Below are 26,828 nucleotides of genomic sequence, written 5' to 3'. Positions count from 1 at the left end.
ATGATCCATCCCGCGCAGGCGATCGTGCTACACTGCCCGGGGGGCACAGCCGGGAGATTGCAATGGACGATCAAGCCGTGCGGGCGGCGTTGCAGCGCCACTGGGACGCTTCTGATGCCAGCGATTTCGAGGCCGAGCATGAGATCTATCACGACGATGCGGTGCTCGATTATCCGCAATCCGGCGAGCGGATCCGCGGCCGGCGCAACATTCAGGAGAGCCGAACCGTGCAGCCGAACACGAAGCGCTTTGCGGTCCGGCGGATGATCGGCAGCGGCGGTCTCTGGGTCACCGAGTTCGTGCTGACCTATGACGGCGTGCCGTCCTACACGGTGAGCATCATGGAATTCCGTGACGGACGGGTCTCGCACGAAACGCAGTATTTCGCCGAAAGGTTTGCCCCCGGCCCCTCGCGTGCCCATCTTGTCGAGCGCATGGGTGACGCCTCGGCGCCCTAAGGCGCGAGATACCGCAGCAGTTCCGGATCGCTTCGTACCTTGCCGGCCTCGCCCTGCAGCGCGACGCGGCCGCGGTCGAGGACATAGGCGTAGTCGGCGACGCGCAGGGCGAGGTCGAGATGCTGCTCGACGATCACGACGGAGATTTCCCTGGCGAGCTCGATCAGCCGGTCGGTGATCTCCTCGATCACGCCGATCCAGACGCCTTCGGTGGGTTCGTCCAGCAACAGCAGCTTCGGATTGCCGAGCATGGCGCGGCCGATCGCAAGCATCTTGCGCTCGCCGCCGGACAGCGTGCCGGCCGGCTGGTCGAGACGCTGACCGAGCTTCGGGAAGATCGCGAGCACGCGATCGACCGCGCTCGAGTCGCGATTGAACAGCGAGCCGACCGCGAGGTTGTCGCGCACCGACAGCCGCGCGAACACCGAATGCTCCTGCGGCACGTAGCCGATGCCCGAGCGCACGCGCTCCTCGGTGCGGCGGCGGGTGATGTCGCGGCCGTCGAAGAACAGTTCGCCCTTCGAGCTCGACAGCTCGCCGACGATGGTCTTCATCAGCGTGGTCTTGCCCGCGCCGTTGCGGCCCAGCACGGCGACGCCACCGCGCCAGGGAATGTCGATGTTGACGTCGAACAGCACCTGGCTGCGGCCATAGCCGGCATCGAGATGCCTGATATCGAGGAATGATGGGTCAGGCACGGCGCAGATAGATCTCCTGGACGCTTTTGTTGCTCTGGATCTCCGCAACCGTCCCCGATGCCAGCACCTTGCCCTGGTCCAGCACGGTGAGACGGTCGCAGATGTCGCGGATGAAATCCAGATCGTGTTCGACGATGACGAGCGAGCAATGCTGCTTGATCGGCTGCAACAGTTCGCCGGTGACGCGGCGCTCCTCGAGGCTCATGCCGCCGGTCGGCTCGTCCAACAGCAGCAGCCGCGGCTTGCCAGCAAGCGCCATCGCGATCTCGAGCCATTGCTGCTGGCCGTGCGACAGGGTCGCGGCGGCATCAAAGGCGCGCCCGGCGAGCCGGAACTGCTGCAGCATCGACATCACCTGGTCGTGCAGCCTGCGGCGAGTCCGCGAGAACACCAGCTCGACCAGTGACGAGTGCGCCTGCAGCGCCAGCAGGATGTTGTCGTACAGTGTCAGCGTCGGCAGCACCGATGTGATCTGGAACTTCAGGCTCATGCCGGCACGGGCACGCTCGGTCGGCGTGAACGCCGTGATGTCGGCATTGATGAAGCTGACCTTGCCTGACGTCGGCACCTCGGCGCCGGCGACGCATTTCATCAGCGTGCTCTTGCCCGAGCCGTTCGGGCCGATCAGGCCGTGAAACTCGTTCTCGCCGACGGTGAGGGCGGCGCCGTCGAGCGCGGTGAGCTTGCCGAACACCTTGCTGATGCCGGAGGCCTCAAGGAGCGGCATTGCGCGTCTCCTTCGGCGCTTTCCCGAAACGGCCGACTCGCTCGCGCTCGCCGAGCACGAAGGAGATCAGCCCGAGCGGGCGGAACATGATCACGAGCAGCAGCAGCACGCCGAGGATGATCGGCCAGACATCGCGGTAATTGTCCGACAGCCAGAAGCTGACGCCCTCGATGATCACGGTGCCGATGATGGCGCCGATCAGCGTGCCGGAGCCGCCGAACAGCACGTAGAGCACGACCTGAGTTGAGAACACGACGCCCAGGATGTTGGGCCAGACGAACCCTTCGTGGAAGGCATAAAGGCTGCCGGCGAGCCCTGCGATGGCGCCGCCGATCGCGAACACGATTGCCTTCAGATGCTGCGCCTTGTAGCCGAAGAAGGCGATGCGTTGCTCGTTCTCGCGTAGGCCCGCGAGCGCCAGGCCGAATTGCGAACGCACCAGGAAGCGGCACAACAGATAGACGACGGCGAGGATGCCGAGCGCCAGATAGTAATAGACCGGGCCTTCCGAGATGTCGGTCGAGCCGAGCGACAGCGACGGGATCGACGGGATGCCGTTCTGGCCGCCGAGATAGTACCAGCCCCGCGCCAGCCGGTCCGCCGCATAGGAGCCGGTCAGCGTGCCCAGCGAGACGAAGATCACGCTCGACGGATAGCGCCCGAGCAGCAGGAAGCCGCCGAGCAGCAGTGCCGCGATGAGCCCGATCAGCGTGCCTGCCGGCAGAATCAGGAAAATCGAGGTGATGTCGAGGTCGCGCGCCATCAGCGCCACGCCATAGCCGGCCGCGCCGAAGAACAGCGCCTGGCCGAAGCTCATGATGCCGGCATAGCCCCACACCAGATCGAACGACAGCGCGAACAGCGCGAGGATGATCACGCGGGTGGCGAATACCGTTAGGTAATCCTGCAGGACCAGCGGCAGGAGCAGTGCGATCAGCAGCACCAGCCCTTCCACGATCGGCAGGACCTGCCNCCCGCCGCGCCACGTCCCGCCGGCGCGCCTGCGGCCGGTGCACCCTCACCCGTCACGACATCCGGTCCCTCGCTGACGCGGGCGACGGCTTGCTCTGCTGCTCCCATCGGCCGCTCAGCATTCCTTGGGGTCGACGAGGCCGTCGCTGTGCGCCACGACCTCATAGGTCCCGTTCTTGGCGACGGCAGTATACATCTTCATCTTGCAATGGCGCTTGCCCGGCACCATCTCGGCCGGCCCGCCCGGCCCTTCCGCGATCTTGGCGTGATCGAGCGCGGCTGCGACCGACCCGCGGTCGACCTTGCCCGCTTCCTTGACCGCGGCTTCCCAAAGCTTGAGGCCGCGATAGGTTCCGGTCGCGGCGCTGCCAGCGGCGAACAGGAAGTTGCCCGGATAGTCCTTCTCATAGGCCGCCTGGATCCTGGCGCTGACCGGATCGTCCTTGGTCAGCACCTTGAAATAGTCGAGGCAGCTCGCCAGCCCCTCGATCTCGTTGGCCTGATTGATGTTGAGCGTGTTCTCGTCATAGTAGACGCAGGCGAGCCGCCCGCCGTTCTTCAGGAAACCCGCTTCATAGAGCTGCTTGAAGAACGGGCCGACACCGGGCGGGATCACGGTGTTGAAGACGACGTCGACCTTGTTGGAGACGATGCGGTTGACGGTGGCGGAGAAGTCGACCTGGTCGAGCGGGTAGTATTCCTCGAACACCACCTCGCCGCCATTGGCCTCGATCACCTTGCGGGCATAGACGTTCAGCGTGTGCGGCCAGACGTAATTGGCGCTCGGCAGCGCGAACTTCTTGCCGCCGTTCTTGACCAGCCAGGGGATGAACTCGTCGCACTGCTGCGCCGGCGTCGGCCCGGTGCAGAAAAGATAGGGCGTACACTCCTTGCCCTCATAGAGCTGCGGATAGATGTAGAGCGTCTTGCCGCGCGCCACGATCGGGTCCTTGATCGCATTGCGCATCGACGAGGTGATGCCGCCCAGCACCATGTCGACCTTGTCGCGCTGGATCAGCTTGCGGACGTTGCCGACCGCGATCGATTCGTTCGACGCGGTGTCCTCGATATAGAGCTCCAGCGGCCGGCCGAGCAGGCCGCCGGCGGCGTTGATCTCCTTGATCACCATCTTGGCGACATTGGCATCGGCGTTGCCGGCATAGGCGATCGGCCCGGTGAGATCGGTCGCGATGCCGACCTTGATGGGGGCCTCGGCGGCATTGGCCCAGTCGGGCCTGACGACCCAGCTGCCGACGCCGGTCGCGATGGCGCCGGTGGCGAAGGCGAAATTGCTCATGAAGCGGCGGCGCGTGAGATGGATGCGATCCATGGACATCTGACTAGACCCCTTTTCCCGAAATGAGGCCCTGCGGCCTGAACTTGATGAAGGCAATGGCGAGCACGAAGACGAGCACGTCGGCGACCACGGGCGACATGATCCACGGCAGCGCCGCACTGAGCGTGCCGATGACGGCAGCGCCCGCGACCGGCCCGATGAAGGAGCCGACCCCGCCGACCATGACGGCGACGAAGCCCTGGATCAGGAAGCGGATGCCGAGGTCGGCGAACAGGCTGAACACCGGCACGATCAGCGCGCCGGCGAGCCCCGCCAGCGCCGCGCCGAACGCAAACGTAGCGCCGTAGATCAAGGGCGTGGAGATTCCGGACGCCCGCGCCAGCGCCGGGTTCTCCAGCGTGGCGCGCACGCGCAAGCCGAACGACGTGCGCGACAGCAGCAGATAGCAGGCGGCCATCACCACAAGCGTGACCACGATGATGGTGAAGCGCCAGGTCGAGATGTGCACCGAGCCGATGTCGATCGAGCCACCGATCGGCTCCGGCACCGTGAGATAGAAGCCGCCGATCAGACTGCGCACGCTTTCGCGGATGATAAGCCCGAGCGCATAGGTGCCGAGCATCGCCACGATCGGCGCGGCGTAGAAGCGCCTGATGATCAGCGCCTCCAGCGCGAAGCCGAGCGCGCCGACCACGAAGGGCGCGGCGACCATGCCGGCCCAGACCGGCGCGCCGTGGGCCGACGCCAGATAGGTGACATAGGCTCCGAGCAGGACGAATTCGCCCTGCGCGAAGTTGAAGATGCCCATCATGCTGGCGATGATGCCGAGCCCCAGCACGACCAGCACGATGATCGCGCCGAAGCTCACGATCTCGAACGCCGCGGCAAAGCTGCTAGCCATGGTGTCCGATCCATCCGGCGGGTGACAGCGACAAGCGGCGCCTCACATCTTCTTCCAGTCGCCGGCCTGCTCGAAGGCATGGGCGGCGCGATAGATGGTCTGTTCCTCGAACATGCGGCCGACCAGCATCAGCCCGACGGGCAGCCCGTCGACCATGCCGCAGGGCAGCGACATCGCAGGGTGATGCGTGATGTCGAACGGCGCGGTGTTGGAGATCATCTCGAGCGCGCGGGCGACGTACTCCTCGCGGCTGGCATTGGGCGCCGGCAGCGGCGGCGCCTTCATCGGCGTCGTCGGCAGCAGCAGCAGGTCGTAATCCTTGAAGGCCTTGTCATAGGCCGCGCTCAGCCGGCGCGAGATGTTGAGCGCCTTGCCGTAGAAGCGCGGACCGAAGCTGTTGTTGATGTACGTGCCGAGCATCATGAACAGCTTCGTTGTCTCCGACAGCGAATCCGCCTGCCGGCGCCAGCCGCGATGGAAATCCATCAGCGAGGTCGAATAGAGGTCTCCCCGGCTGAGGCCATAGCCGTCGCCGAACATCATGGTCTGGGTCAGGCCTTCGGTGCCAATCGGCGTCCAGATCGCGCCGCCCAGCATGTGCATCGGGATCGACACGCTCTCGACCGAGGCGCCGAGATCCTTGAAGCGCTTGGCCGCCTCGCGCACGCTTTCATTCACTGCGGCCTCTGCGGTCGGCTGCTCAAAGCCTTCCTTGAGGATGCCGATCTTCATGCCCTTGACCCCGGCCCCGAGCGCTTTGGTGTACTGCTCGACCTTCGGCGCCTTGATGCGCGGATCGTAGCCGTCGTCGCCGGCGATGACCTCGAGCAGCAGCGCATTGTCTTCCACCGTCGCCGTCATCGGGCCGGTGTGGTCGACATAGATCTCGATCGGCATGATGCCCGTGTAGGGCACCAGTCCCCAGGTCGGCTTCATGCCGTAGGTGCCGCAGAACGAGGACGGCATGCGGATGGAGCCGCCCTGGTCGCCGCCGATCGCCATGTCGACCTCGCCGAGCGCGACGACGACGCCGGAGCCCGACGACGAGCCGCCGGCCGAATAGCCCATCTTGTGCGGATTGTGCACCGCTCCGTAGGAGTTGGTGTGGCTGCCGCCGGACAGGCAGAAATGTTCGCAGTGGGTCTTGCCGGCAATCTCCGCGCCGGCATCGAGCATGCGGGTCACGATGGTGGCGTCGAAATCAGGCACGTAGCCTTCGAGCGTCGACGAGCCGTTGGTCATGGGCACGCCGGCCAGCATGATGTTGTCCTTCAGCGCGATCGTCTTGCCCTTGAGCTTGCCGGAGGACGCGCCCTTCACCGTGGACTTGCGATACCAGGCGTTGTGCTTGTTTTCCTCCGGCGCCGGCCGGTAGCCCGGCGTGCGCGGATATTTCACCTCGGGCACTTCGTCCGGCATTGCGGCGACGAGATTGTAGGCGTCGATCGAGCCCTGCATCAGGCCACGGAACGAGGTCACGTCCTCATCGGTGAGTGAGAGGCCGCACTGCTCGGCGACGGCACGAAGTTGCGTTGGTGTGGGAAGGACAACTGTCACGGCGCTCTCCTGAAGCTTCTTGATTCCCTTTGGGCATTCACTTGGGCGCGAGGCGTGGGGCGCGCTCGATGTGCGCGAACCATCCACCCCGCCGCCATATTCAAAACGGAAATATTTTCCTTTTCAAGTATTATTTCAAAAGTCGGCGCAGGTCTGATGCTGCACCGCTTTCAGACCGTCTTGATCACCCTGAAGTCGAGGCCGTCGGCCTCGGCAAGATACATCTGCATCCTGGCGCGTCCGTCGCGAACGGTGACCGGGCCGCGGGCGCCGTGATAGACGACGTTGCGCGCCGCCGCGAGCAGCGGCCGCATCGACAGCGTGCCGGCCTTGTTCGCCGCGGCCTCGAGGAAGCGCAGGCCTTCGTAGCTGGATTGACCGAGCGAGCCGGCCGGCGGGGCATTCGGGCCGAACATCGCGCGATAGCGGATCTGGAAGTCGTCATTGGCACGCGAGCCGACGCACGGGAAATAGCCCGATGCGCAGAACAGGTTCTCGGAGTTGTCGGCGCCGATGCCGAGCAGCACGGTCTCGTCCATCGCGCCGCCCAACCGCAGCGTGGTGGCGCCGAGGCCGCATTCGCCGAAGGAACGATTGAAGGTGATGCTGTCGGTTCCGATCAGCGAGATCAGCACGACATCGGGCTTGGCGGCGCGGATGCGCGCCAGATGCGGCTCGTGATTGTCCTCGCCGAGGGGCACGAATTCCTCACCGACCACCTGTCCGCCGGTCTCGGCGATGTATCGCTTCACGGCGCGATGCGACTGCCAGGGCCAGACATAATCGCTGCCGATCAGGTACCAGCGCGCCGCCTTCTTGACCTCGGCCAGCCAGTGGATCGACGGCCGGCTTTGCCAGCGCGGCGTCTCGCCGATCGCAACGACGCCCGGCGACTGTTCACCGCCTTCATAGACTGACGTGTAGATATAGGGGATGCGGTTGCGGGTGACCTTGCGCATCGCAAGGCGAACCGCGCTGGTGTGCAGGCCGATGATCAGGTCGACCTGGTCGATGTCGATCGCCTGCTCGGCGCGATCCAGCACATCATCGAGCGGGCCGCCGGCGTCGTAGACCGACAGTTCGACCTCACGGCCGAGGATGCCGCCGCGCTTGTTGATCTCGGCCACCGCAAGCTGCGCGCTGCTGGTTCCGCAGGGCCCCCAGACTCCTGGCGAGCCGGTGCAGCAGATGAAGGCTCCGACACGAAGCCGCTTGTCGGCGCCGCGCTGCCGCGAGGCGGCACGATCGCCCGGCAACAGCACCCGATCGGCCGCCGGGGCCGACAGGTTCCGCAGCAGCAGGGAAGGCGGAGCGGCAAAACCGCCGCGAGCCTGGAAATTGACCGTCGCGTGCACTCCCACTCCTGTCTGGCATCAGGGGCCCGGGACGTTCCGCCGGCAACCGCGGCACTCGCCCTCTTGCGGGCCATGATGCCGTCTTTCAGATCGCCTTGACCAGCCTGAAATCGAGACCGTCGGCCTCGGCGAGATACATCGGCATTTCGGCGCGGCCGTTGCGGATGGTGACGGGCCCGCGTGCGCCGCGATAGACAACGTTGCGTGCGGCCGCGGACAATGGCTCCATCGCCAGGGTTCCCGCGCGCTCGGCCGCCGCCTCCAGGAAGCGCAGGCCTTCGTAGTTGGACTGTCCGACCGAGCCGATCGGCGGCGCATGCGGCCCGAACATCGCGCGATAGCGATCCATGAAATCATCATTGGCGGGCGAGCCGACGCAGGCGAAATAGCCGGAGGCGCAGAACAGGTTCTCGGTGTAGTCGGCGCCGATGCCGAGCAGCACGGTTTCATCCATCGCACCGGCGAATCTGAGCGTCGTCGCGGCAAGCCCGGCTTCGGCGAAGGCGCGATTGAAGGTGATGCTGTCGGTCCCGATCAGCGAGATCAGCACCGCATCCGGCTTTGCGGCGCGGATCCGCGCCAGGTGCGGCTCGTGATGGTCCTCGCCAAGCGGGACGAACTCCTCGCCGACGACATGGCCGCCGGCCTCTGCGATGTAGGACTTCACCGCGCGATGCGACTGCCAGGGCCAGACGTAGTCGCTGCCGATCAGATACCAGCGCGAAGCCTTCTTCACGTCGGCGAGCCAGTGGATCGCGGGCCGCATCTGCCAGCGCGGGGTCTCGCCGATCGCCATCACGCCCGGCGTTCGCTCGCCGCCTTCGTAGACCGGCGTGTAGACATAGGGGACGCGGTTGCGGGTGACCTTGCGCAAGGCGACGCGGACCGCACTGATATGCGATCCCATCAGGAGGTCGACCTCGTCGAAGGCGATCGCGGCTTCGGCGCGGCGCGTCACCTCCTCGATCGAGCCGCCGGCATCGTACATCGACAGCTCGATCTCGCGGCCGAGGATGCCGCCGCGCTTGTTTATCTCGGAAACCGCCAGCAGCACGCTGTTGGTGGAACTCGGCCCCCAGATCCCCGGCGAGCCGGAGAAGGTGATGAAATTACCGACCTTGAGCTTGCTGTTGGCGCCGCGGCGCCGGAACGCGCCGTGCCATCCGGTCGACAGGTCGAACTCAGCCGCGCATGACGACGGGTCCCTGAACAGCAGCGGCGGCGCGACGGGCAGACCGCCATATGCCTGGAAAGCAACCGTCGAAAGCACGCCAACTCCTGTCTGGGAAGCACTACGCAACGCAGCCAGCGGGGCGGTCCGCGGCACCCGCCCCTTTGGTTGGGGGATTATCCTAGGTGAAAATATTGAATATTCAACATTTGAAGTGCATATAGAAATGGCAAGCGTTGCCGGACATTCATTCAACCGGGTCAGGATCCCAGGTCTTAGCCGTGGCCAAACCGCCGAAAGAAAATTCCCCGATCACCGAACATCTCGCCTACCTGCTCGCGCAAGCGAACAGGGAGATCAACCGGCAGTTGGAAACGCGCCTGAGCAAGGAAGGCGTTCCGGTCGAGCAATGGCGCATCCTGAAGGTGCTGTCCGACGGCAACGGGCACTCGATGGGCGAGCTCGCGGAAGCGGTGCTGCTCAACCATCCGACCCTGACCAAGATGATCGACCGCATGGTGTCGGACGCGCTGGTCTACCGCGTGCAGGATCCGAAGGATCGCCGCAAGGTGCTGATGTTCGTCTCCGACCGCGGCAAGGCGCTGAGCCGCCGGCTGAACTCGCTGGCCGTGAGCCAGGAAGAGCACATCGTCGAGAGCTATGGCGACAAGTCGACCAACGAGCTCAAGCGCCTTTTGGAAAACCTGATCGGCAGCGCCAATTGAGGCCGCGCGTTATTCGCGTCGCCGCGGCGAGCTTTAGTTTTTGCTTGAGCATGATCTCCGCGCAAACGCGTTCCGCGTTTGTCGCGAGGGAAAGCCGCTTCACACTTTTCCGGATCAAGCTCACATCTAGATCGCGCTCCAGCCCAGCCATCCCGTGTAGAGCCCGACGAACACGATCAGCACCGCCGACGCATAAGGCGCGTGGCGCGCGAACTGGCTGAAGCCGGTCCAGCGCCGCTCGATGTGGCGCATGCTGAGCGCGGCGAGCACGCCGGCCGAGACCATCGTGATGGCAAGGCCGATCCCGAAGCACAGCACCAGCGTGAAGCCGAGGCTGAACTGCTTGAGCTGGATGCAGAGCAACAGCACGGTGATCGCCGCCGGACACGGGATCAGGCCGCCCGTGAGGCCGAACAGCACGATCTGCCACGTCGTCACGGTTCGCCCCGCAAAGCGCTTGCGGATGTCAGCCGCATGCGCGCGGGCGTGCGCGTCGTCTTCGTCGCCCAGATTCATGTGCGAATGATCATGCTCTTCATAGGCGGCCTCGAACGCATCGGGGCGTCCGCGCAGCGACAGCCGCATCTGGAACTCATGCGGCTCGGGAATCTCGTCGATGCTTTCGAGGAAGCCCTGCTTGGCTACAAAGGCGAACGACTGTTTCGTCCCGTCGGGCCTTTGCGTCTCCACGACCACCTCGTCGGGAGACGGCAGCGCGCCACGCTCGGCTTCAATCCGCCAGCGCGGCGGCACGCCGTCCTCGACGATCGACAGCATCAGCGCGGCATCGCCGAGGTCGATGCGCTGCGTCTCATCGTGGTGATGATGATGATCTTCGCCGTTCTGCTCGCGCCAGGTGCGCCACGCCATCCAGGCCGCGATGCCGATGATCACGACGGCTGATGCGATCTGGAAATAGGCCTCGCTCTGCTCGCCGCTCCATTGCCGGCCAAAATACAGGCCGCCGAGCGCCACCGCCCACACGATCGCGGTGTGCGAGATCGCAGCCGACAGGCCGAGCAGGGCGGCCTGCAACACGGTGCCGCGCACCGCGATGATGAACGCCGCCATCATCGTCTTGGAGTGGCCCGGCTCCATGCCATGCAACGCGCCGAGCAGGATGGCGCTCGGCACGAACAGCCACGCGTGGGCCGAGCCCTGCTGCAGCAGTTCGGAAAGGCCAATCATCGCGTCACTTCAGATAGGTGCGGACCACATCGATCAGGTCCGCGGCGCCCTGCGCCTTCTCGGGGTCCTTCTCGTGCGCGGGATCGACGACGTGATGACGGATGTGGTCCTCGAGCAGCTCGGCCGTCAGCCCGTTCACCGCGCCGCGGACCGAGGCGACGAGCATCAGCACGTCGGCGCAGCCGAGCTCGGATTCGAGCGCGCGCTCGACCGCATCGATCTGCCCCTTGATGCGCCTGATCCGGCCGATGAGCTTGGATTTGTGCTTGATGGTGTGCGTCATGATAGCCTAATATAGGGGGGTACCCTATATCGATCAAGCAGCAAATCTGGCGCACGCATGTTCGTGAAGTCGACACGGCTCCGGAGCGGAGCGCTCATGATCCTGCCGATGCTATGGACGCAGTCCGCGCAAGCGCACGGCATCGCCGGCAACCGCTATTTCGCCGGCACCATGACGTTCGACGATCCCGCCGTCGCCGATGAGCTCATCCTGCCGAACTTCAACTATCTCGGTTATCCGTCACAAGGCAGCGACGTCGTCGAGAACCGCATCAACGGAGCCTTCGCCCGACTGCTCACGCCGACGCTGGCTTTCACGGTCGACAGCTCATGGGTCAATCAGAGCTGGCCGACCGGCCGCACGTCAGGCTTCGACAAGACCAGCATCGGCCTCAAATACGAAGCCTATCGCGACAACCGCCACGAAACGCTCGTCTCGCTCGGTCTCGCCTGGGGCATTGGTCACTCCGGCGCGGTCGCCATCGGCGCGGATGCACCTGATACGATCCAGCCGGGCATCTTCTTCGGCAAGGGGTTCGGCGATCTCCCGGACTCACTGTCGTGGTTGCGGCCATTCGCCATCACGGGCGCGGTCGTCGACGAAGTCCCGGTCGGCTCGGAGGTGTCGCCCTTGCGCCCAATCTCGTCACCGGTGGATTCAACACCGTCTCCTCGCCGGCCGTCGAGACGCTGCATTGGGGCTTCTCGCTCCAGTACAGCACGCTCTATTTGACCAAGCGCTTCGACGGCGGGCCGCCGAAGGACGAGCCCTTGAATCAACTGGTTCCGCTGGTCGAGTTCCGGTTCGACAGCCCGCGCGGCCAAGCCACGGCGGCAACGGCGAACCCCGGCTTTGCCTATGTGGCGGTGACCTGGCAGGTGGCCGCCGAGGCGATCATCCCGCTCAACCGCGCGGGCGGGACCGGACCCGGCTTCAGGGTGCAACTGCTGCTTTTCCTCGACGACCTCGTGCCCTCGCTGTTCGGAAAGCCGCTCCTCAGCGACCAGCCCGCGCACAGCCAGATCGCGTGGTAGTGCTGCCGGCCTTCCGCAGACCATCGAAAAAAGACCAGCATGGTGTTGTCGGGCTGTGGCCCGCCGGTTCGTCCTCAGGGCAAGCCCGCGCCGACGGACGCCATCTACCCGCCTTGGGTCCGGCCCGCGGAGCCGCCTTCGCACGCAAAATGCGACGGCTCCGGCCCACCCGCTCCCCAGTTAACGAGGACCCTCGCCGATGACTTCGATCACACCGTTCCTCTGGCTCGACAACAACGTCCGCGACGCCGTCACCTTCTACAAATCGGTGTTTCCCAACGCCAAGATCGAGACCGTCAACGATTTCATGGCGAGCTTCGAGCTCGAGGGACAACGCTTCCACGCCCTGAACGGCGGCCCGAAGTTCAAGTTCAACGAGGCGGTATCGTTCTTCATCAGCGTCGAGACCCAGGAGCAGGTGGACTATTTCTGGAGCAAACTCACCGCCGACGGCGGCGAGGGCGGCAATTGCGGATGGCTGAAGGACAGGTTCGGCCTGTCCTGGCAGGTCGTGCCATCAGCGCTCGGCCGCTACCTCGGCGACCCCGACCGCAAGGCGGCTGACCGCGCCATGCAGGCCATGATGAAGATGAAGAAGATCGTGATCGCCGATCTCGACAAGGCGTTTGCGGGCTGACCGGCGAATATGCGCTCCCTCTCCCGCTTGCGGCAGGGACATCGCATACGGACGTCACCGGACTCCGGCCTGATGTTTCCACATCGTCATGGCCGGGCTTGTCCCGGCCATCCACGTCTTCCTTCACATGGAGAACCAATGACGTGGATGCCCGGGCATAACGAATTTGTAGTTGAAACCAAACCTCACGCATCGCGTGCGCTGCGCGATCAGCACATGCGATGACCTCCGCACGCGGAAGAGGTGAATCAGTCCGCGACCGATCTCAGCCGGGAGTTTCGCGCCTTACGCGTACCGGCCGTGGCAGTGCTTGTACTTCTTGCCGCTCCCGCAGGGGCAGTCCTCGTTGCGGCCGATCTTGCCCCAGCTTGCGGGGTTGTTCGGATCGCGGTCTTCGGCCGGGGTCTTCGGCACCAGTGAGGCTTGAGCGAAATTGGCGTGGGCGAAATTGGCCTGCGAGAACTCGTCCTCGCCGGTGTTCGGATCGAGCTTGTGCACTTCCATCGCCGGCAGCACCGGCTGCTGCTCTTCCGGCGGCACGATCTCGACCCGCATCAGCTGGGCGGTGACCGCCTCGCGCAGATGCGCGCTCATTTCCTGGAAGAGGTTGAAGGCTTCGGTCTTGTACTCCTGCAACGGATCGCGCTGGCCGTAGCCGCGCAGGCCGATCACCTGGCGCAAATGGTCGAGCATGATCAGGTGCTCGCGCCAGAGGTGGTCCAGCGTCTGCAACAGGATGGTCTTTTCGACGTAACGCATCACGTCGGGGCCCCATTGCGCGACCTTGGCCGCCATGTGCTCGTCGACATGCTTCTCGATACGCGCGAGCAGCTCCTCGTCGGCGATGCCCTCTTCCTTGGCCCAGTCGTCGACCGGCAGCTCGACGTCGAGCACGCGCTTCAGCTCTTCCTTGAGGCCGGCGGTGTCCCACTGCTCGGCATAGGCGTGCTCGGGGATGTGCTTGGCGACGACATCCTCGACGAAGGCATGGCGCATGTCGGCCACCGTCTCGGCGACGCTGTCGTCCTTCATCAGCTCGACGCGCTGATCGAAGATCACCTTGCGCTGGTCATTCTGGACGTTGTCGAACTTGAGCAGGTTCTTGCGGATGTCGAAGTTGCGCGCCTCGACCTTCTGCTGCGCCTTCTCGAGCGCCTTGTTGATCCAGGGATGAATGATGGCTTCGCCTTCCTGCAGACCGAGCCGCTGCAGCATGCTGTCGAGCCGGTCGGAGCCGAAGATGCGCATCAGGTCGTCTTCCAGCGACAGGAAGAACTTTGAGCGGCCGGGGTCGCCCTGGCGGCCGGAGCGGCCGCGCAGCTGGTTGTCGATGCGGCGGGATTCGTGGCGCTCGGAGCCGATGATGTAGAGGCCGCCCGGCTTCTTCACGGTCTTGGCCGGCTTGCTGCCCTTCGCGGCCTCGACCTCGAAATCCTCCTCCGCCTTCAGCACGATCTCGCGGAAGCGCTCGATGTCGGCCTTGATCTGCTCGATCTTCTTGGCCTTCTCGGCCTCGTCGGTGATGTTGGCGGTCTCCTGCTGGAGACGCATTTCCAGCGAGCCGCCGAGCTTGATGTCGGTGCCGCGGCCGGCCATGTTGGTCGCGATCGTGATCGCGCCCGGCACGCCGGCTTCCGCGACGATATAGGCTTCCTGCTCGTGGAAGCGCGCGTTCAGCACCGCGAACAGCTTGGCCGGCTTGCCGGCGCGAGCCGCCGCATAAAGTTTCTCCATGCCGGATTCGGAGGTGAAGTCGATCTGCTTGTAGCCGTGCTTCCGCAAATACTCGGCCAGCACTTCCGACTTCTCGATCGACGCCGTGCCGACCAGCACCGGCTGCAGCCGCTTGTTGGCGCGCTCGATCTCGGCGAGGATCGCGGCGTATTTTTCGTTCTGCGTGCGGTAGACCTCGTCGTCCTCGTCGAGGCGCGCCACCGGCAGGTTGGTCGGGATCTCCACGACCTCGAGCTTGTAGATGTCGAACAGTTCGTCGGCTTCGGTTGCGGCCGTGCCGGTCATGCCCGACAACTTCTCGTACATCCGGAAATAGTTCTGGAAGGTGATCGAGGCGAGCGTCTGGTTCTCGGGCTGGACCTGCACGTGCTCCTTGGCTTCCAGCGCCTGATGCAGGCCTTCCGAATAGCGGCGGCCCGGCATCATGCGGCCGGTGAACTCGTCGATGATCACGACCTCGCCGTCGCGGACGATGTAGTCCTTGTCGCGGGTGAACAGCGTGTGCGCGCGCAGCGCCTGGTTGACGTGATGCACGACCGAGACGTTCTCGACGTCGTAGAGCGAGTCGCCCTTGAGCTGGCCGGCGTCGCGCAGCAGGTTCTCGAGCTTCTCCATGCCGCCTTCGGTCAGCGTCACCGTGCGCTGCTTCTCGTCGACCTCGTAGTCGGCGACCTTATCGAGCTTCGGCATGAAGGTGTCGATGGTGTTGTAGAAATCGGAACGGTCGTCGAGCGGTCCGGAGATGATCAGCGGCGTGCGCGCTTCGTCGATCAGGATCGAGTCCACTTCGTCGACGATCGCGTAATAGTGCCCGCGCTGGACCATGTCCTCCAGGCGGTACTTCATGTTGTCGCGCAGATAGTCGAAGCCGTATTCGTTGTTGGTGCCGTAGGTGATATCGCAGGCATAGGCGGCCTTGCGCTCGGCATCGTCGAGGCCGTGCACGATCACGCCGGTGGTCAGGCCGAGGAATGCATAGATCTGGCCCATCCAGCCGGAGTCGCGGCGGGCGAGGTAGTCGTTGACGGTGACGACGTGAACGCCCTTGCCGGCGAGCGCGTTGAGATAGACCGCAAGCGTTGCGACCAGCGTCTTGCCTTCACCGGTCTTCATCTCGGCGATGTCGCCCTCGTGCAGCACCATGCCGCCGATCAGCTGGACGTCGAAATGGCGCTGGCCGAGGGTGCGCTTGGCCGCCTCGCGCACGGTCGCGAAGGCCGGAACCAGGATGTCGTCCAGCGTCTTGCCGCTCGCGAGCTGCTGCTTGAATTCGGCGGTGCGGGCCTTCAGCTCGTCATCTGACAGTTTGATGACCTCGGGCTCCAGCGCGTTGATGGCGTTGACGCGGGCCTGATAGCCCTTGACCCGACGGTCGTTGGCGGAGCCGAAAAACTTGCGGGCGAGCGCGCCGATCATGCGTAATTCCTGTTCTTCGGTCTTGCGTTACAGCCAGAAATGGTCCACCGGATCGCCTATCAACTCACCGTGACGCGCTGCGGGTCGGGCCCCGAACCGGGGGCTCATCCGCCAATTGAGTGGGAAACGGGCCATCCAAGGTTCAACGGCCAAAAACGCAGCAAAATAAGCGCTATCGCCGTTGACACGATTGGCCAGAGATATGGCCCGGTCAGAGGGTTGTCAACGCTCGCAAGATGTCAAGGAATTCATCATTTTGACAGAGTTTCGCGTTGCCAACGCCGTATGATTGGGCGAGTGTCCGCCCCGCTCAAGCTTCCTCCCTTTGAGACAAGGAAATTGCATGACCACCTCGCTCCCGGAAACGAAAACTGGCCTGCGCTTCGGCCTGGCCGCCCTGGCCGCAACGGGCTGTCTTGTCGCACTGCTGGCCGCCGGCGTTCCGGCCCGGGCCGCCGACGCCGACCCGGTGCTCGCGAAGGTGAACGGTTCCGAGATCCGCGCCAGTGACGTGGCGCTTGCCGAGGAGGAACTGGGCCCGAGCCTGCAGCAGATGGACCCGGCCACCCGCAAGGACAACGTGCTGTCCTTCCTGATCGACATGAAGATCGTGTCGAAGGCTGCCGAGGACAAGAAGGTCGAGAACTCCGACGACTTCAAGAAGCGCCTCGCCTTCGCCCGCAACCGCCTGCTGATGGACAGCCTGCTCGCCACCGAGGGCAAGGCGGCGACCACCGACGAGGCCATGAAGAAGGTCTATGACGAGGCCGCCAAGCAGATCACCGGCGAGCAGGAGGTGCGCGCGCGCCACATCCTGGTCGAGACCGAGGACGAGGCCAAGGCGATCAAGGCCGAGCTCGACAAGGGCGCCGACTTCGCCGAGCTCGCCAAGAAGAAGTCCAAGGATCCCGGCGCCTCCGACGGCGGCGACCTCGGCTTCTTCACCAAGGAACAGATGGTGCCGGAATTCTCCGCGGTCGCCTTCTCGCTCGAGCCGGGCAAGATCTCGGATCCGGTGAAGTCGCAGTTCGGCTGGCACATCATCAAGGTTGAAGAGAAGCGCAACCGCAAGGCGCCGGACTTCGACCAGGTGAAGGGCCAGATCGAGACCTATGTGACCCGCAAGGCCCAGGCCGACTATGTCGCCAAGCTGCGCGAGGCCGCCAAGATCGAGCGCACCGAAGTCGCCAAGACGGACGCCCCGGCGGCCGCCCCCGACGCCACCAAGCCGGCGGACGCCTCGAAGGACGCGCCGAAGCCCGCCGACAACAAGATGGCGCCACCGGCGAAGAAGTAAATCGACTTCGCACGCGGACTTCAGTAGTTTGACGTCATGCCCGGCCTCGTGCCGGGCATCCACGTCTTAAGACCTTCATCGAGCAGTGCTGAAGACGTGGATGGCCGGGTCAAGCCCGGCCATGACGCTTACTCGTGCCCTGGATGATCCTTCCCATGTCCACCGCCGTCTCTCCCCTCGCCCCGACCGATGTTCCCGACATGCCCGTGATCGCGGGTGTGAAGCTTGCGACCGCGGCCGCCGGCATCCGCTACAAGGGGCGTACCGACGTGCTGCTGGCGCTGCTCGACAAGGGCACCACGGTGGCCGGCGTCTTCACCAAGTCGAAATGCCCGTCGGCGCCGGTCGAATGGTGCCGCGCCAAGCTCAAGGGCGCGGGATCTTCTAAAGGATTGGCGCGCGCCGTCGTGGTCAATTCCGGCAATGCCAACGCCTTCACCGGCAAGACAGGCAAGCAGTCGACCGCGCTGACCGCCCAGATCGCGGCGAAGGCAGTCGGCTGTTCGACCGAGGAAGTGTTCCTCGCCTCCACCGGCGTGATCGGCGAGCCGCTCGATGCCACCAAGTTCGACGGCGTGCTGGCGACGCTCGCCGAGACCGCGACGCCGGATCACTGGATGGATGCGGCCAAGGCCATCATGACCACCGACACCTTCCCGAAGGTCGCGACCGCGACCGTCAAGCTCGGCAAGGCCAGGGTGACGATCAACGGCATGGCCAAGGGCGCCGGCATGATCATGCCCGACATGGCCACCATGCTGTCCTTCATCTTCACCGACGCGCCGCTGTCGGCGGCCGTGCTGCAATCACTGCTCAAGACCGGCGTCGAGGACACCTTCAATGCCCTCACCATCGACGGCGACACCTCCACATCGGACACGCTGCTCGCCTTTGCGACCGGCGCCGCGGCGGCAAACGGCGCGCCGAAGATCACCCGCGCCAGCGACCCCCGCCTGAAGGCGTTCACCAAGGCGTTCTACGGCGTGCTCGCCGACCTGTCCGAACAGGTGGCGCGCGACGGCGAAGGTGCGCGCAAGCTGGTTGAGGTCGTGGTCGAGGGCGCGACGACAAAGCCGTCGGCGCGCAAGATCGCGATGTCGATCGCCAACTCGCCGCTGGTGAAGACCGCGATCGCCGGCGAGGACGCCAATTGGGGCCGCGTGGTGATGGCGGTCGGCAAGGCCGGCGAGCCCGCCAACCGCGACAAGCTGTCGATCTCCTTCAACGGCATCCGCGTCGCCAAGAGCGGCGCGCGCGATCCGTCCTACAACGAGAAGGAAGTATCGGAGGCGATGAAGGCGCCGAAGATCGAGATCAAGGTCGCCCTCGGCCTCGGCAAGGGCCGCGACCGCGTGCTGACCTGCGATCTCACCAAGGAATATATCACGATCAACGGCGACTATCGGTCGTAGCCGTCATTGCGAGCGAAGCGAAGCAATCCATTCCTCCTCATGATCGGAGAGATGGATTGCTTCGTCGCTGTCGCTCCTCGCAATGCCGAATGGGGAGCGTCAGCTGCTGATCCGCGCGTCGGAGACGGCTTTCTGGAACAGCGCGGTCATCGCCGCCGAGATGCCCTGGGTCGGACTGACCTCGAAATAGAGCCCCGGCGAGGCGCAGCTCTGCATGTTCTGAGCAATCTGGCTGTTCGGCGAGGGACCGAAGGGACCCTGGTTGAACGGATCGATCCAGGTCATGTACCAATTGTTGGTCGGCAGCGCGAGATAGGTGGTGTACAGCACCGCGATCTTGATGCCGCGATTCTTGAGCGTCGCGCACAGCGCCGGATTGATCGGTGACTGGCAGCGGTTGCTGCCCGTGATCGGCTTGAGGCAGGCCGAATTGGGCTCGTCGGCCACGCCATCGGACACGAAGAACAGATATTTGAGCGGTGCCGACGCCGTGCCCGCGCCCGGATTGGCAATCGTGTTGTTGATCTGCGGAAAGACCGTGGTGAACTGGCTGTCCTTGTCCCCGGTGTAGGCATCGTTGTTGCCGTAGACGCCCATCAGATCGATGTTGCCGGCCGCCGACTTCGCGCTCGACAGGCTCGACGACAGCGAGAACAGGCTTCGCAAGCCATAGGTCGCCGACGACGCGCCGAAATCGTAGATCGCCATGCGAAACTGGTTCGAATAGGTCTGGGTCGAGGCCGCGGTGTCCATCAACTGCTGGGTCGCGCTGCGCAGCACATCGATCCGCGTCGTCACGCCGAGCGTCTTGGCGAGATTGTAGTAGTTGTTTGGATCGTTGTAGTCGTGACAGGCAAAGGCGCACTGATCGTTCGGCTTGAAGCTGTTGCCGGTGGTCGCGGAGACCAGTGCCGACACATCCGACGGCGTCGCTCCGACGCCCATCGACGGCGAATTGTCGAGCAGCAGGTAGAAATCGATGTAGAGCGGCATGTTGGCGGTCGCGGTCGACGAGCCCGTCACCGTCACCTTGTTGCGACCGATCATGCTGAGAAACATGGTCGGGACATCGGCGGTGAACTGAACCGTCGAGGTGAGCACGCCGCCCGTCTTGGTCACGTTCGGCGTCACGCTGTCGATCGTAAAGCCGTTCTGATTGAAGACGTTGCCGTTGAAAATGCTCTTGGCATCGGCGATGCCGGCCGGGATCGGACCATCCGAGGTCATGGAGCCTGCGGCGATGAAGCCGGGCGACGCCTTGGCGATCGCGCCGACGCTCGCCGCGTCGGCCGCGGACAACAGCTTGGCCCGGATCTGATTGGCGCGGGAATAGTCGACGGCGCATCCGATGGCGACGACGATCGGAATCAGGGCAAGGCCGAAGATGATCGCGATATTGCCCGATCGGTCGTGAAGAAAACGTCTGAAGGGACGAAGGGGGGTCATAACAATCTACCGACATATAAATTTCGGTGATCCTGCCCCGGCTGGAATTAAGAAATGACTTAGCGCGGTTCCAAAATACCGGTAATCGGTTGGCGAAGAAGCGGTTAGTTGGCTAATGAACCGCGACCAAACGATCCGGACCGTTCATATGGCTGACATCAAGCTGACACTCGTCGTTGCCTGCGCGCTGATCGACGCAGACAAGCGCGTGCTGCTGGCGCAGCGCCCGGAGGGCAAGGCGCTGGCCGGCCTGTGGGAGTTCCCCGGCGGCAAGATCGAGCCGGGTGAGCGGCCGGAGCAGACCCTGATTCGCGAGTTGCATGAGGAAATCGGCATCACCGTCAGCGAGCCGTGCCTGGCACCGCTGACCTTTGCCAGCCATGCCTACGAGACCTTCCACCTCCTGATGCCGCTCTACATCTGCCGGCGCTGGGAGGGCTTGGCGGTGGCACGCGAGGGTCAGAACCTCGCCTGGGTGCGCGCCAGCAAGCTCCGCGACTACCCGATGCCGCCCGCCGACATCCCGCTGCTGCCGCATCTGATGGACTTGTTGTTGTGACCTTCTTTGCCTCTCCCACTCGCGGGGCAGGCGCGTTGCCAAAACATCGAAAACAACCCCATGCAAAGTAGCCGGCGTTCGGGCCAGGCTGCTTGACACGTCGGGCAACTCGCGGATATTTTTCCAATATTCCGAAATCACGCAGACGCACGCTTGCCCCCAGAGGGGCGGAGGGAACCGTAGCAGCGGGTCCCTAACGCTTGCTTCCCTTCACCGCGGCCTCCAAACTCGCCTTCGCCGAGCCCGGCTTCAGCGGCTTCGGCTGGCTCTCATGCGGGGCCCAGCCTGAGAGCCAGACGATGTCGAAAGTGGCGCGGATGCGGCCGTCGGCGTCGGCGAAGCGTTCGGCGTAGATTTGCGCCATGCGCAGCATGGTGGCACGGCGGGTCGGAGCGTGGCGCCGCTCACGCAGAATGTTGGTCGCACCCATACGCCTGAGATCGGCCATCAGCGCGAAGGCGCTGGCATAGCGCACCACGACGCGATCGACGTCGGTGACCGGCAGCGCAAAGCCGGCGCGCTGCAACAGCGCGCCGATGTCGCGCAAATCGGCGAACGGCGCGACGCGCGGCGAGACGCCGCCCTCGCATTCTGCCTCCGCGGCGGCGAAGCTCTGCCGCAGTTCGGTCAGCGTGTCGCCGCCGAGCATCGCCGCGAGCAGCAGCCCATCCGGCTTTAGCGCGCGGCGGATCTGCGCCAGCACGCCGGGCAGGTCGTTGACGAACTGCAAGGCCAGCGCGGAGACGGCGAGATCGAGCGATTCAGGCGCAAGCGGCAGCGCCTCCGGCACTGCGAATTCAATCTGCCTGATCGACCCGACGCGGCCGCGCAGCGCCTCGGCGAGCCCGTCGCCCGGTGTCCAGACATCGACGCCGGAGGAAAATTGCCGCGACACCGCCAGCAGCCGGTCGGCCATATCCTCGGCGGCACGCTCGAGCAAAAATGTCGCAGCGCCATCACGCCGCGCGCGCAAGAGCCGCGCACCAAGCAGCGCGCGGTCGAACAGGATCGGGGGCGTGGTCGGGTTCGAAGCCATGCCGGCTGGTTACGCCGGACGGCGGCCGCAGGCAATGCGCCTTGAGCCTGCATCGCTCAAACGCTAGCCTCGCGCCATGGACGCCGCCGCATCACCATCACGCTCCATCGCCGGCCATCTGCGCACCGCGCTCGGCGCGGTCGGCGGGGCGTGCGCGCAGACGGCACGGCTGGTGCTGGACATCGCGCTGCCGACGCTTTGCGTCTCCTGCCGCGAGCCGGTCGCCGGCGAGGGCGTGTGCGCGGAATGCTGGGCCAAATTGTCGTTCATCGCACAGCCTTATTGCCCGCGGCTCGGCATTCCCTTCGTCTACGATCCCGGGCCCGATTTGCTGTCGATGGAGGCGATCGCCAATCCGCCGGCCTATAGCCGCGCCCGCGCGGCGGTGCGCTATGACGACGTCGCGCGCACGCTGGTGCACGCGCTGAAATACCAGGACCGCACCGACCTTGCCCCAACCATGGGCCGCTGGATGGCGCGGGCGGGGAAGGAATTGCTGGCGAATGCCGACATATTGGTTCCGGTTCCTCTGCATTGGCAGCGCGGCTGGAGCCGGCGCTACAACCAGTCCGCTGCGCTGGCCAAGGTGATCTCGCGCCAGAGCGGCGTCCGGATGGCCTCCGGCGCGCTACGGCGCGTCCGCGCCACCGAACAGCAGATCGGGCTGTCGCGAGCGCAGCGGGCCAGCAATGTTCAGGGTGCATTCAAGGTCGCCGATGAACGCAAGGCTGACGTCCAGGGTCGCCGCGTGATCCTGATCGACGACGTCCTGACCTCCGGCTCCACGGTAACGGCCTGCACGCGGGCCCTGCTGCGCGCCAAAGCGGCACAGGTCGACGTGCTGGTGTTTGCACGGGTTGTCGATCACCACCGCGCTCCCATATAATCTCACATTCTTGTTCAACCGAGCGCACCATGACCGCTGCCATTGAAATCTACACCCGCCCGGGCTGCGGTTATTGCAGCGCGGCCAAATCGTTGCTGACGCGCAAGAGCGCTGCCTTCACCGAATTCAACGTTGCCACCAACCCGACCTACCGCGACGAGATGTACAGCCGCGCCGGTGCCGGCTCGACGTTCCCGCAGATTTTCATCGGCAAGACCCATGTCGGCGGCTGCGACGAGCTCTATGCGCTCGATCGCGAGGGCAAGCTTGACGGTCTCCTGGCCAACGGAGGCGGCGCCTGATGAGCACGGACACCACTTTCACCACCGCGATGGTGCAGATGCGCACCGGCCTCTTGCCCGAGCCGAGCCTCGAGCAGGGCACGCGGCTGATCCGCGAGGCGGTCGCACAGGGCGCCGACTACGTGCTGACCCCTGAAGTCAGCAACATGATGCAGCTGAACCGCAAGGCGCTGTTCGAGCATTTGGCGAGCGAGGAAGACGACAAGTCGCTGAAGGCCTATCGCGCGCTCGCCGCCGAGCTGAAGGTCCATCTGCATATCGGCTCGCTGGCGCTGCGTTACTCACCCGAGAAGGCGGTGAACCGCTCGTTCCTGATCGGGCCCGAGGGCAATGTGCTCGCGAGCTACGACAAGATCCATATGTTCGATATCGATCTGCCGGGCGGTGAGAGCTATCGCGAATCGGCCAATTACCAGCCCGGCGAAACCGCCGTGATCTCCGACCTGCCCTGGGGCCGGATCGGGCTGACGATCTGCTACGATGTGCGCTTCCCCGCGCTCTATCGCGCGCTGGCCGAAGCCGGCGCCTCGTTCCTCACGGTGCCGTCCGCCTTCACCCGCAAGACCGGCGAAGCGCATTGGCACACGTTGCTGCGCGCCCGCGCCATCGAGACCGGCTGCTTCGTGTTCGCGGCGGCGCAAGCCGGCCTGCACGAGAACAAGCGCGAGACCTTCGGGCATTCGCTGATCGTCGACCCCTGGGGGGAGATCATCGCCGAGGGCGGCGGCGAGCCCGGCGTGTTCCTCGCCGAGATCGATCCGGCCAAGGTCGAGGCCGCGCGCAGGACCATCCCTTCGCTGCAGCATGGCCGGCGCTTCGGCATTGCCGACCCGAAGGCGGGCCCGGAGCATCTGCACCTCGTCCGGGGATCCGCATGATCCGCTACACCCTGCGCTGCGAGCGTGGCCACCAGTTCGAGAGCTGGTTCCAGAGCTCGTCGGCCTATGAATCGCAGGAGCGGCGCCAGCTGATCAGCTGCCCGTCCTGCGGCTCGGCCAAGGTCGAGCGCGCGATCATGGCCCCGCAGATCATCGGCAAGAAGGGCCGCGAGACCGCCGCACCGGCACCAACCGAAACGCCGGCACAGGCGCCGGCCGAGGCATCGGCCAACGCATCGACACCGCTGATGATGGCGCATGAGCGCGAGCTGCGCGCCAAGCTGAAGGAACTGCGCGACCACATCGTGCAGAATGCCGACAATGTCGGCGACCGGTTCCCGAACGAAGCGCGCAAGATGCACTACGGCGATATCGAGCATCGGCCGATCTATGGCGAAGCGTCGCCGGAAGAGGCGCGCGCGCTGATCGACGAAGGCGTCGAGGTGTCGCCGCTGCCGACGCTGCCGGAAGACAGGAATTAAGGCGAGCCGCTTCCATCCTCGTCATTGCGAGGAGCTCGCGACAAAATTGCAGAGCAATTTTGCGCTGAAGCGACGAAGCAATCCAGCTTCGTGCTTGTTGCGCTATGGATTGCTTCGCTTCGCTCGCAATGACGGGTGACGCTAAACCGACCGAGCGTCCCACATGACCCCCGAGACATTTTCTTCCTGGCAGGTCTGGGCCTTCCTCTCGGCGATCTTTGCCGCGCTGACCGCGATCTTCGCCAAGGTCGGCGTCGAAGGCATCAACTCCGATCTCGCCACCCTGATCCGCACCGTGATCGTGCTGATCACGCTGTCGGCGATCCTGTTCGCAACCGGGCAATTCACCCATCCGGGACCGATCTCGGGCAAGAGCTGGCTGTTCCTGCTGCTCTCCGGACTCGGTACCGGCGCCTCATGGCTGTGCTATTTCCGCGCGCTCAAGCTCGGCCCCGCGACGCTGGTCGCGCCGATCGACAAGCTGAGCGTGGTGCTGGTGGCGCTGTTCGGCGTCGCCTTCCTCGGCGAACGCCCATCGGGCTATGGCTGGATCGGCATCGCGCTGATCTCGGCCGGCGCAGTGCTGATCGCGGCGAAGGGCTGACTCATTTCGTTTAAGCGGCAATCAGCAGCGCAACGCCGATCACGATCAACACGATGCCTGAGAGCTCGCGCAGCGAGAACGGCTGCTTGAGCGAGAAATACGCCACACCCTGCGCGAACAACACCTCGATCAGCGCCAGCGTGCGCACGTTGGCCGCCGCCGTGAGCGCGAACGCGAGGAACCAGAACTGCGAGGAGAACGCGCCCATGAAGCCGGCAAACAGCGAGGGCCGCCACAGACCGAGAATTTTTTCCAGCACGTCGGGTGCGCGCAACAGCAGATAGACCGACAGGATCAGCGTCTGAACGAACAGGCTCCACATCAGCGTGTAGGACGCCGCCGTCACGAACGAGGTACCCTGCACGGTGATGATGGCGCCGCGGAAGCTCACCGCCGAGATCGCGAACACAGCCGCCGCGCCGAGGCCGAGCGCCGTCGGGCGCAGATCGGCAAAGCTCTTCTGCCCGCCGGGCCGCAGCGCCGTGATGACGACGCCGACGGTGGCGATCACGATCGCGATCACCTTGGCGATCGTCAGATGGTCGCCGAGGAAGATGAAGCCGAAGATCGCGGTCTGGATCGCCTCGGTCTTCATATAGGCCGTGGTCACCACGAAGGAGCGGTCGTTCATCGCCAGCAACATGAAGCCGGTGCCGACGATCTGGGTGAGCGCACCGAGCACCAGCCACGGCCAGAACGACGACGGCGGCCACGGCACGTGATCGCCGGTCGCGACGATTGCGAGCGCGAAGAACGCAATCGAGAACGGCAGGCCAAACAGGAAACGGATATTGGTCGCGCCCCAGGTCCCGAGCGGCCCCGTCAGATGCCGCTGCATCGCATTGCGCGCTACCTGCCCGAACGCAGCGACGATCGTGAAGGGAATCCAGAGCGAGGAGAGCGTGAACATCTGCGAAGGAAATTCGTACCGGGCGGGACTATGCGCGCAGCGTGCCGATTGCCGCCGATGCGGTCAACCGAGGCAGCGCATGACTGGATTGCGATAGAGCCACAAACGCACTGTCGTCCCTGCGACCGCGAGGGACGACACCGCCTTGTCGGTCAGCAAATGTCTCGTATTTCCAGAGCTCACACCACAAACTCGCTGTCGCCCCTGCGAAAGCAGGGACCCATAACCACGGGGCATCGTTCGTGGCACACCAGTCAGACAAGCAGATCGCTCAGATCCCGCCACTCCGGATTATCACGTTCGATCAACTCGATCTTCCAGTCACGCTTCCATTTCTTGAGCTGCTTCTCGCGCGTGATAGCCTCCTCCGCGCGCTGATAGGATTCGACCAGGACCAGACGGTAGGCGCCATATCTCTTGACGAACGACGAGCCAGTGCCTGCCTTGTGTTGCTCAAGCCTCTGCTGAACGGAATTCGTGACACCGATGTACAGCGTGCCGTGGCGCCGGCTTGCGAGGATGTAGACGTAGTACATGCTCGGAACGCAGACCTCGCCCAATCATCTGAGCCGGTGGTTATGGGTCCCTGCTTTCGCAGGGACGACATCTCTCGAATGGTAAGAACGTCTCATATCTCCGCCGTTCGCGCCACAAACTCCGCGTCGCCCCTGCGGAAGCAGGGGCCCATAACCACAGGGCATCGTTCGAGGCACAATGGGCGGACGGCGATTTATTGCATCAAAACGAGGTTGCGACTGGTCGGAACGCGGACCTCGCGCAACAATCGCGGCCGGTGGTTATGGGTCCCTGCTCCCGTGCGCAATTGCGCACTAGGCAGGGACGACACCTATCGTATGGCCGGG

At 64.7% G+C, this 26,828-nt stretch carries 27 protein-coding genes and 1 pseudogene; 13 read left to right on the top strand and 15 right to left on the bottom strand.

Going from position 1 to position 26,828, the window contains the following annotated elements:
• Nucleotides 1–62: 62 nt before the first annotated feature.
• Entirely contained in the window at nt 63–458 is a 396-nt protein-coding gene (locus AS156_RS23080; protein WP_066509007.1) for a nuclear transport factor 2 family protein, read from the top strand.
• On the opposite strand, the gene AS156_RS23075 is transcribed toward AS156_RS23080, so the two are convergent.
• The 8 genes and pseudogenes from AS156_RS23075 to AS156_RS23040 all read right to left on the bottom strand — a co-directional run bounded on the left by AS156_RS23075 (nt 455) and on the right by AS156_RS23040 (nt 9,235).
• Nucleotides 455–1,156 carry a branched-chain amino acid ABC transporter ATP-binding protein gene (locus AS156_RS23075; protein WP_066509006.1) on the bottom strand — a complete coding sequence of 234 codons (702 nt, stop codon included), beginning with the start codon at nt 1,154–1,156 and terminating at the stop codon, nt 455–457. The two genes, AS156_RS23080 and AS156_RS23075, sit on opposite strands and share 4 nt — an antisense overlap.
• Entirely contained in the window at nt 1,149–1,883 is a 735-nt protein-coding gene (locus tag AS156_RS23070; protein WP_066509004.1) for an ABC transporter ATP-binding protein, read from the bottom strand. Before AS156_RS23070 ends, AS156_RS23075 begins: the two co-directional genes overlap by 8 nt.
• A pseudogene (locus AS156_RS23065) lies at nt 1,870–2,855 on the bottom strand (branched-chain amino acid ABC transporter permease); the annotation flags it as partial. The gene AS156_RS23070 and the pseudogene AS156_RS23065, both read right to left, overlap by 14 nt.
• Before the next feature lie 115 nt (nt 2,856–2,970).
• Nucleotides 2,971–4,191, bottom strand: a complete 1,221-nt coding sequence (locus AS156_RS23060; protein WP_066509000.1) for a substrate-binding protein — start codon at nt 4,189–4,191, stop codon at nt 2,971–2,973.
• Between the two features lie 4 nt (nt 4,192–4,195).
• On the bottom strand, nt 4,196–5,053 hold the full coding sequence (locus AS156_RS23055; protein ID WP_066508998.1) for a branched-chain amino acid ABC transporter permease: 858 nt from the start codon (nt 5,051–5,053) through the stop codon (nt 4,196–4,198).
• Nucleotides 5,054–5,095: 42 nt separating this feature from the next.
• Nucleotides 5,096–6,610 (bottom strand): amidase, encoded by a 1,515-nt coding sequence (locus tag AS156_RS23050; RefSeq protein ID WP_066508993.1) that lies wholly within the window; start codon nt 6,608–6,610, stop codon nt 5,096–5,098.
• A 170-nt stretch (nt 6,611–6,780) separates the two neighbouring features.
• Nucleotides 6,781–7,965 carry a substrate-binding domain-containing protein gene (locus tag AS156_RS23045; protein WP_066508991.1) on the bottom strand — a complete coding sequence of 395 codons (1,185 nt, stop codon included), beginning with the start codon at nt 7,963–7,965 and terminating at the stop codon, nt 6,781–6,783.
• An 85-nt stretch (nt 7,966–8,050) separates the two neighbouring features.
• Nucleotides 8,051–9,235, bottom strand: coding sequence for a substrate-binding domain-containing protein (locus AS156_RS23040; protein ID WP_066508990.1), 1,185 nt, complete (start codon nt 9,233–9,235; stop codon nt 8,051–8,053).
• A gap of 182 nt (nt 9,236–9,417) precedes the next feature.
• Between AS156_RS23040 and AS156_RS23035 the strand changes: the two genes are divergently transcribed.
• Nucleotides 9,418–9,861 (top strand): MarR family winged helix-turn-helix transcriptional regulator, encoded by a 444-nt coding sequence (locus AS156_RS23035; protein ID WP_066508988.1) that lies wholly within the window; start codon nt 9,418–9,420, stop codon nt 9,859–9,861.
• Between the two features lie 126 nt (nt 9,862–9,987).
• On the opposite strand, the gene AS156_RS23030 is transcribed toward AS156_RS23035, so the two are convergent.
• Both AS156_RS23030 and AS156_RS23025 read right to left on the bottom strand, forming a co-directional pair.
• Complete coding sequence (locus AS156_RS23030; RefSeq protein WP_066508986.1) at nt 9,988–11,049, bottom strand: nickel/cobalt efflux transporter; 1,062 nt, start codon at nt 11,047–11,049, stop codon at nt 9,988–9,990.
• Nucleotides 11,050–11,053: 4 nt separating this feature from the next.
• A complete protein-coding gene (locus AS156_RS23025; RefSeq protein ID WP_066508984.1) occupies nt 11,054–11,332 on the bottom strand; it encodes a metal/formaldehyde-sensitive transcriptional repressor in 279 nt (92 codons plus the stop codon).
• A gap of 96 nt (nt 11,333–11,428) precedes the next feature.
• On the opposite strand from AS156_RS23025, the gene AS156_RS43445 reads away from it, so the two are divergent.
• The 3 genes from AS156_RS43445 (at nt 11,429) to AS156_RS23015 (ending at nt 13,003) form a co-directional block, all read left to right on the top strand.
• Nucleotides 11,429–12,064: a hypothetical protein gene (locus AS156_RS43445; protein WP_136626390.1), complete on the top strand. Its 636-nt coding sequence runs from the start codon at nt 11,429–11,431 to the stop codon at nt 12,062–12,064.
• Nucleotides 12,061–12,366 (top strand): hypothetical protein, encoded by a 306-nt coding sequence (locus AS156_RS41065; RefSeq protein WP_201456091.1) that lies wholly within the window; start codon nt 12,061–12,063, stop codon nt 12,364–12,366. The genes AS156_RS43445 and AS156_RS41065 overlap by 4 nt, the downstream gene beginning before the upstream one ends.
• A gap of 199 nt (nt 12,367–12,565) precedes the next feature.
• Nucleotides 12,566–13,003 carry a VOC family protein gene (locus tag AS156_RS23015; RefSeq protein ID WP_066508983.1) on the top strand — a complete coding sequence of 146 codons (438 nt, stop codon included), beginning with the start codon at nt 12,566–12,568 and terminating at the stop codon, nt 13,001–13,003.
• Nucleotides 13,004–13,288: 285 nt separating this feature from the next.
• On the opposite strand, the gene secA is transcribed toward AS156_RS23015, so the two are convergent.
• Entirely contained in the window at nt 13,289–16,153 is a 2,865-nt protein-coding gene (gene secA, locus AS156_RS23010) for a preprotein translocase subunit SecA (RefSeq protein ID WP_066508982.1), read from the bottom strand.
• A 343-nt stretch (nt 16,154–16,496) separates the two neighbouring features.
• Here secA and AS156_RS23005 point away from each other — a divergent pair, with 343 nt between their 5' ends.
• Together AS156_RS23005 and argJ are read left to right on the top strand one after the other, a co-directional pair.
• Entirely contained in the window at nt 16,497–17,450 is a 954-nt protein-coding gene (locus AS156_RS23005) for a peptidylprolyl isomerase (protein WP_066508981.1), read from the top strand.
• Between the two features lie 155 nt (nt 17,451–17,605).
• Nucleotides 17,606–18,862 carry a bifunctional glutamate N-acetyltransferase/amino-acid acetyltransferase ArgJ gene (gene argJ / locus AS156_RS23000; protein WP_066508979.1) on the top strand — a complete coding sequence of 419 codons (1,257 nt, stop codon included), beginning with the start codon at nt 17,606–17,608 and terminating at the stop codon, nt 18,860–18,862.
• A 99-nt stretch (nt 18,863–18,961) separates the two neighbouring features.
• Here the strand turns inward: argJ and AS156_RS22995 are convergent, their stop codons facing one another.
• Complete coding sequence (locus AS156_RS22995; RefSeq protein ID WP_066508977.1) at nt 18,962–20,308, bottom strand: TadE/TadG family type IV pilus assembly protein; 1,347 nt, start codon at nt 20,306–20,308, stop codon at nt 18,962–18,964.
• Between the two features lie 148 nt (nt 20,309–20,456).
• Here AS156_RS22995 and AS156_RS22990 point away from each other — a divergent pair, with 148 nt between their 5' ends.
• Entirely contained in the window at nt 20,457–20,867 is a 411-nt protein-coding gene (locus AS156_RS22990) for a (deoxy)nucleoside triphosphate pyrophosphohydrolase (protein ID WP_066509078.1), read from the top strand.
• Between the two features lie 193 nt (nt 20,868–21,060).
• On the opposite strand, the gene AS156_RS22985 is transcribed toward AS156_RS22990, so the two are convergent.
• Nucleotides 21,061–21,903: a methyltransferase domain-containing protein gene (locus AS156_RS22985; RefSeq protein WP_066508975.1), complete on the bottom strand. Its 843-nt coding sequence runs from the start codon at nt 21,901–21,903 to the stop codon at nt 21,061–21,063.
• Nucleotides 21,904–21,979: 76 nt separating this feature from the next.
• Here AS156_RS22985 and AS156_RS22980 point away from each other — a divergent pair, with 76 nt between their 5' ends.
• From AS156_RS22980 to AS156_RS22960, 5 genes are all read left to right on the top strand, one after another.
• On the top strand, nt 21,980–22,789 hold the full coding sequence (locus AS156_RS22980) for a ComF family protein (RefSeq protein ID WP_066508972.1): 810 nt from the start codon (nt 21,980–21,982) through the stop codon (nt 22,787–22,789).
• 29 nt (nt 22,790–22,818) lie between these two features.
• A complete protein-coding gene (gene grxC / locus AS156_RS22975) occupies nt 22,819–23,091 on the top strand; it encodes a glutaredoxin 3 (RefSeq protein WP_066508970.1) in 273 nt (90 codons plus the stop codon).
• The gene (locus tag AS156_RS22970) at nt 23,091–23,969 is read left to right on the top strand and encodes a carbon-nitrogen hydrolase family protein (RefSeq protein ID WP_066508968.1); all 879 of its coding nucleotides are present in this window, start codon (nt 23,091–23,093) and stop codon (nt 23,967–23,969) included. Before grxC ends, AS156_RS22970 begins: the two co-directional genes overlap by 1 nt.
• A complete protein-coding gene (locus AS156_RS22965) occupies nt 23,966–24,451 on the top strand; it encodes a DUF1178 family protein (protein ID WP_066508965.1) in 486 nt (161 codons plus the stop codon). Before AS156_RS22970 ends, AS156_RS22965 begins: the two co-directional genes overlap by 4 nt.
• Nucleotides 24,452–24,614: 163 nt before the next feature.
• Entirely contained in the window at nt 24,615–25,055 is a 441-nt protein-coding gene (locus AS156_RS22960; RefSeq protein ID WP_066508964.1) for an EamA family transporter, read from the top strand.
• Between the two features lie 10 nt (nt 25,056–25,065).
• On the opposite strand, the gene AS156_RS22955 is transcribed toward AS156_RS22960, so the two are convergent.
• Nucleotides 25,066–25,965, bottom strand: coding sequence for a DMT family transporter (locus AS156_RS22955; protein ID WP_066508963.1), 900 nt, complete (start codon nt 25,963–25,965; stop codon nt 25,066–25,068).
• 254 nt (nt 25,966–26,219) lie between these two features.
• Nucleotides 26,220–26,501: a GIY-YIG nuclease family protein gene (locus AS156_RS22950; protein ID WP_066508962.1), complete on the bottom strand. Its 282-nt coding sequence runs from the start codon at nt 26,499–26,501 to the stop codon at nt 26,220–26,222.
• Between the last annotated feature and the right edge of the window lie 327 nt (nt 26,502–26,828).

Origin of the sequence: Bradyrhizobium macuxiense, from assembly GCF_001542415.1 — a bacterium.
Classification (GTDB): Bacteria; Pseudomonadota; Alphaproteobacteria; order Rhizobiales; family Xanthobacteraceae; genus Bradyrhizobium; species Bradyrhizobium macuxiense.
This window is presented reverse-complemented; position numbering and strand designations above follow the sequence as displayed.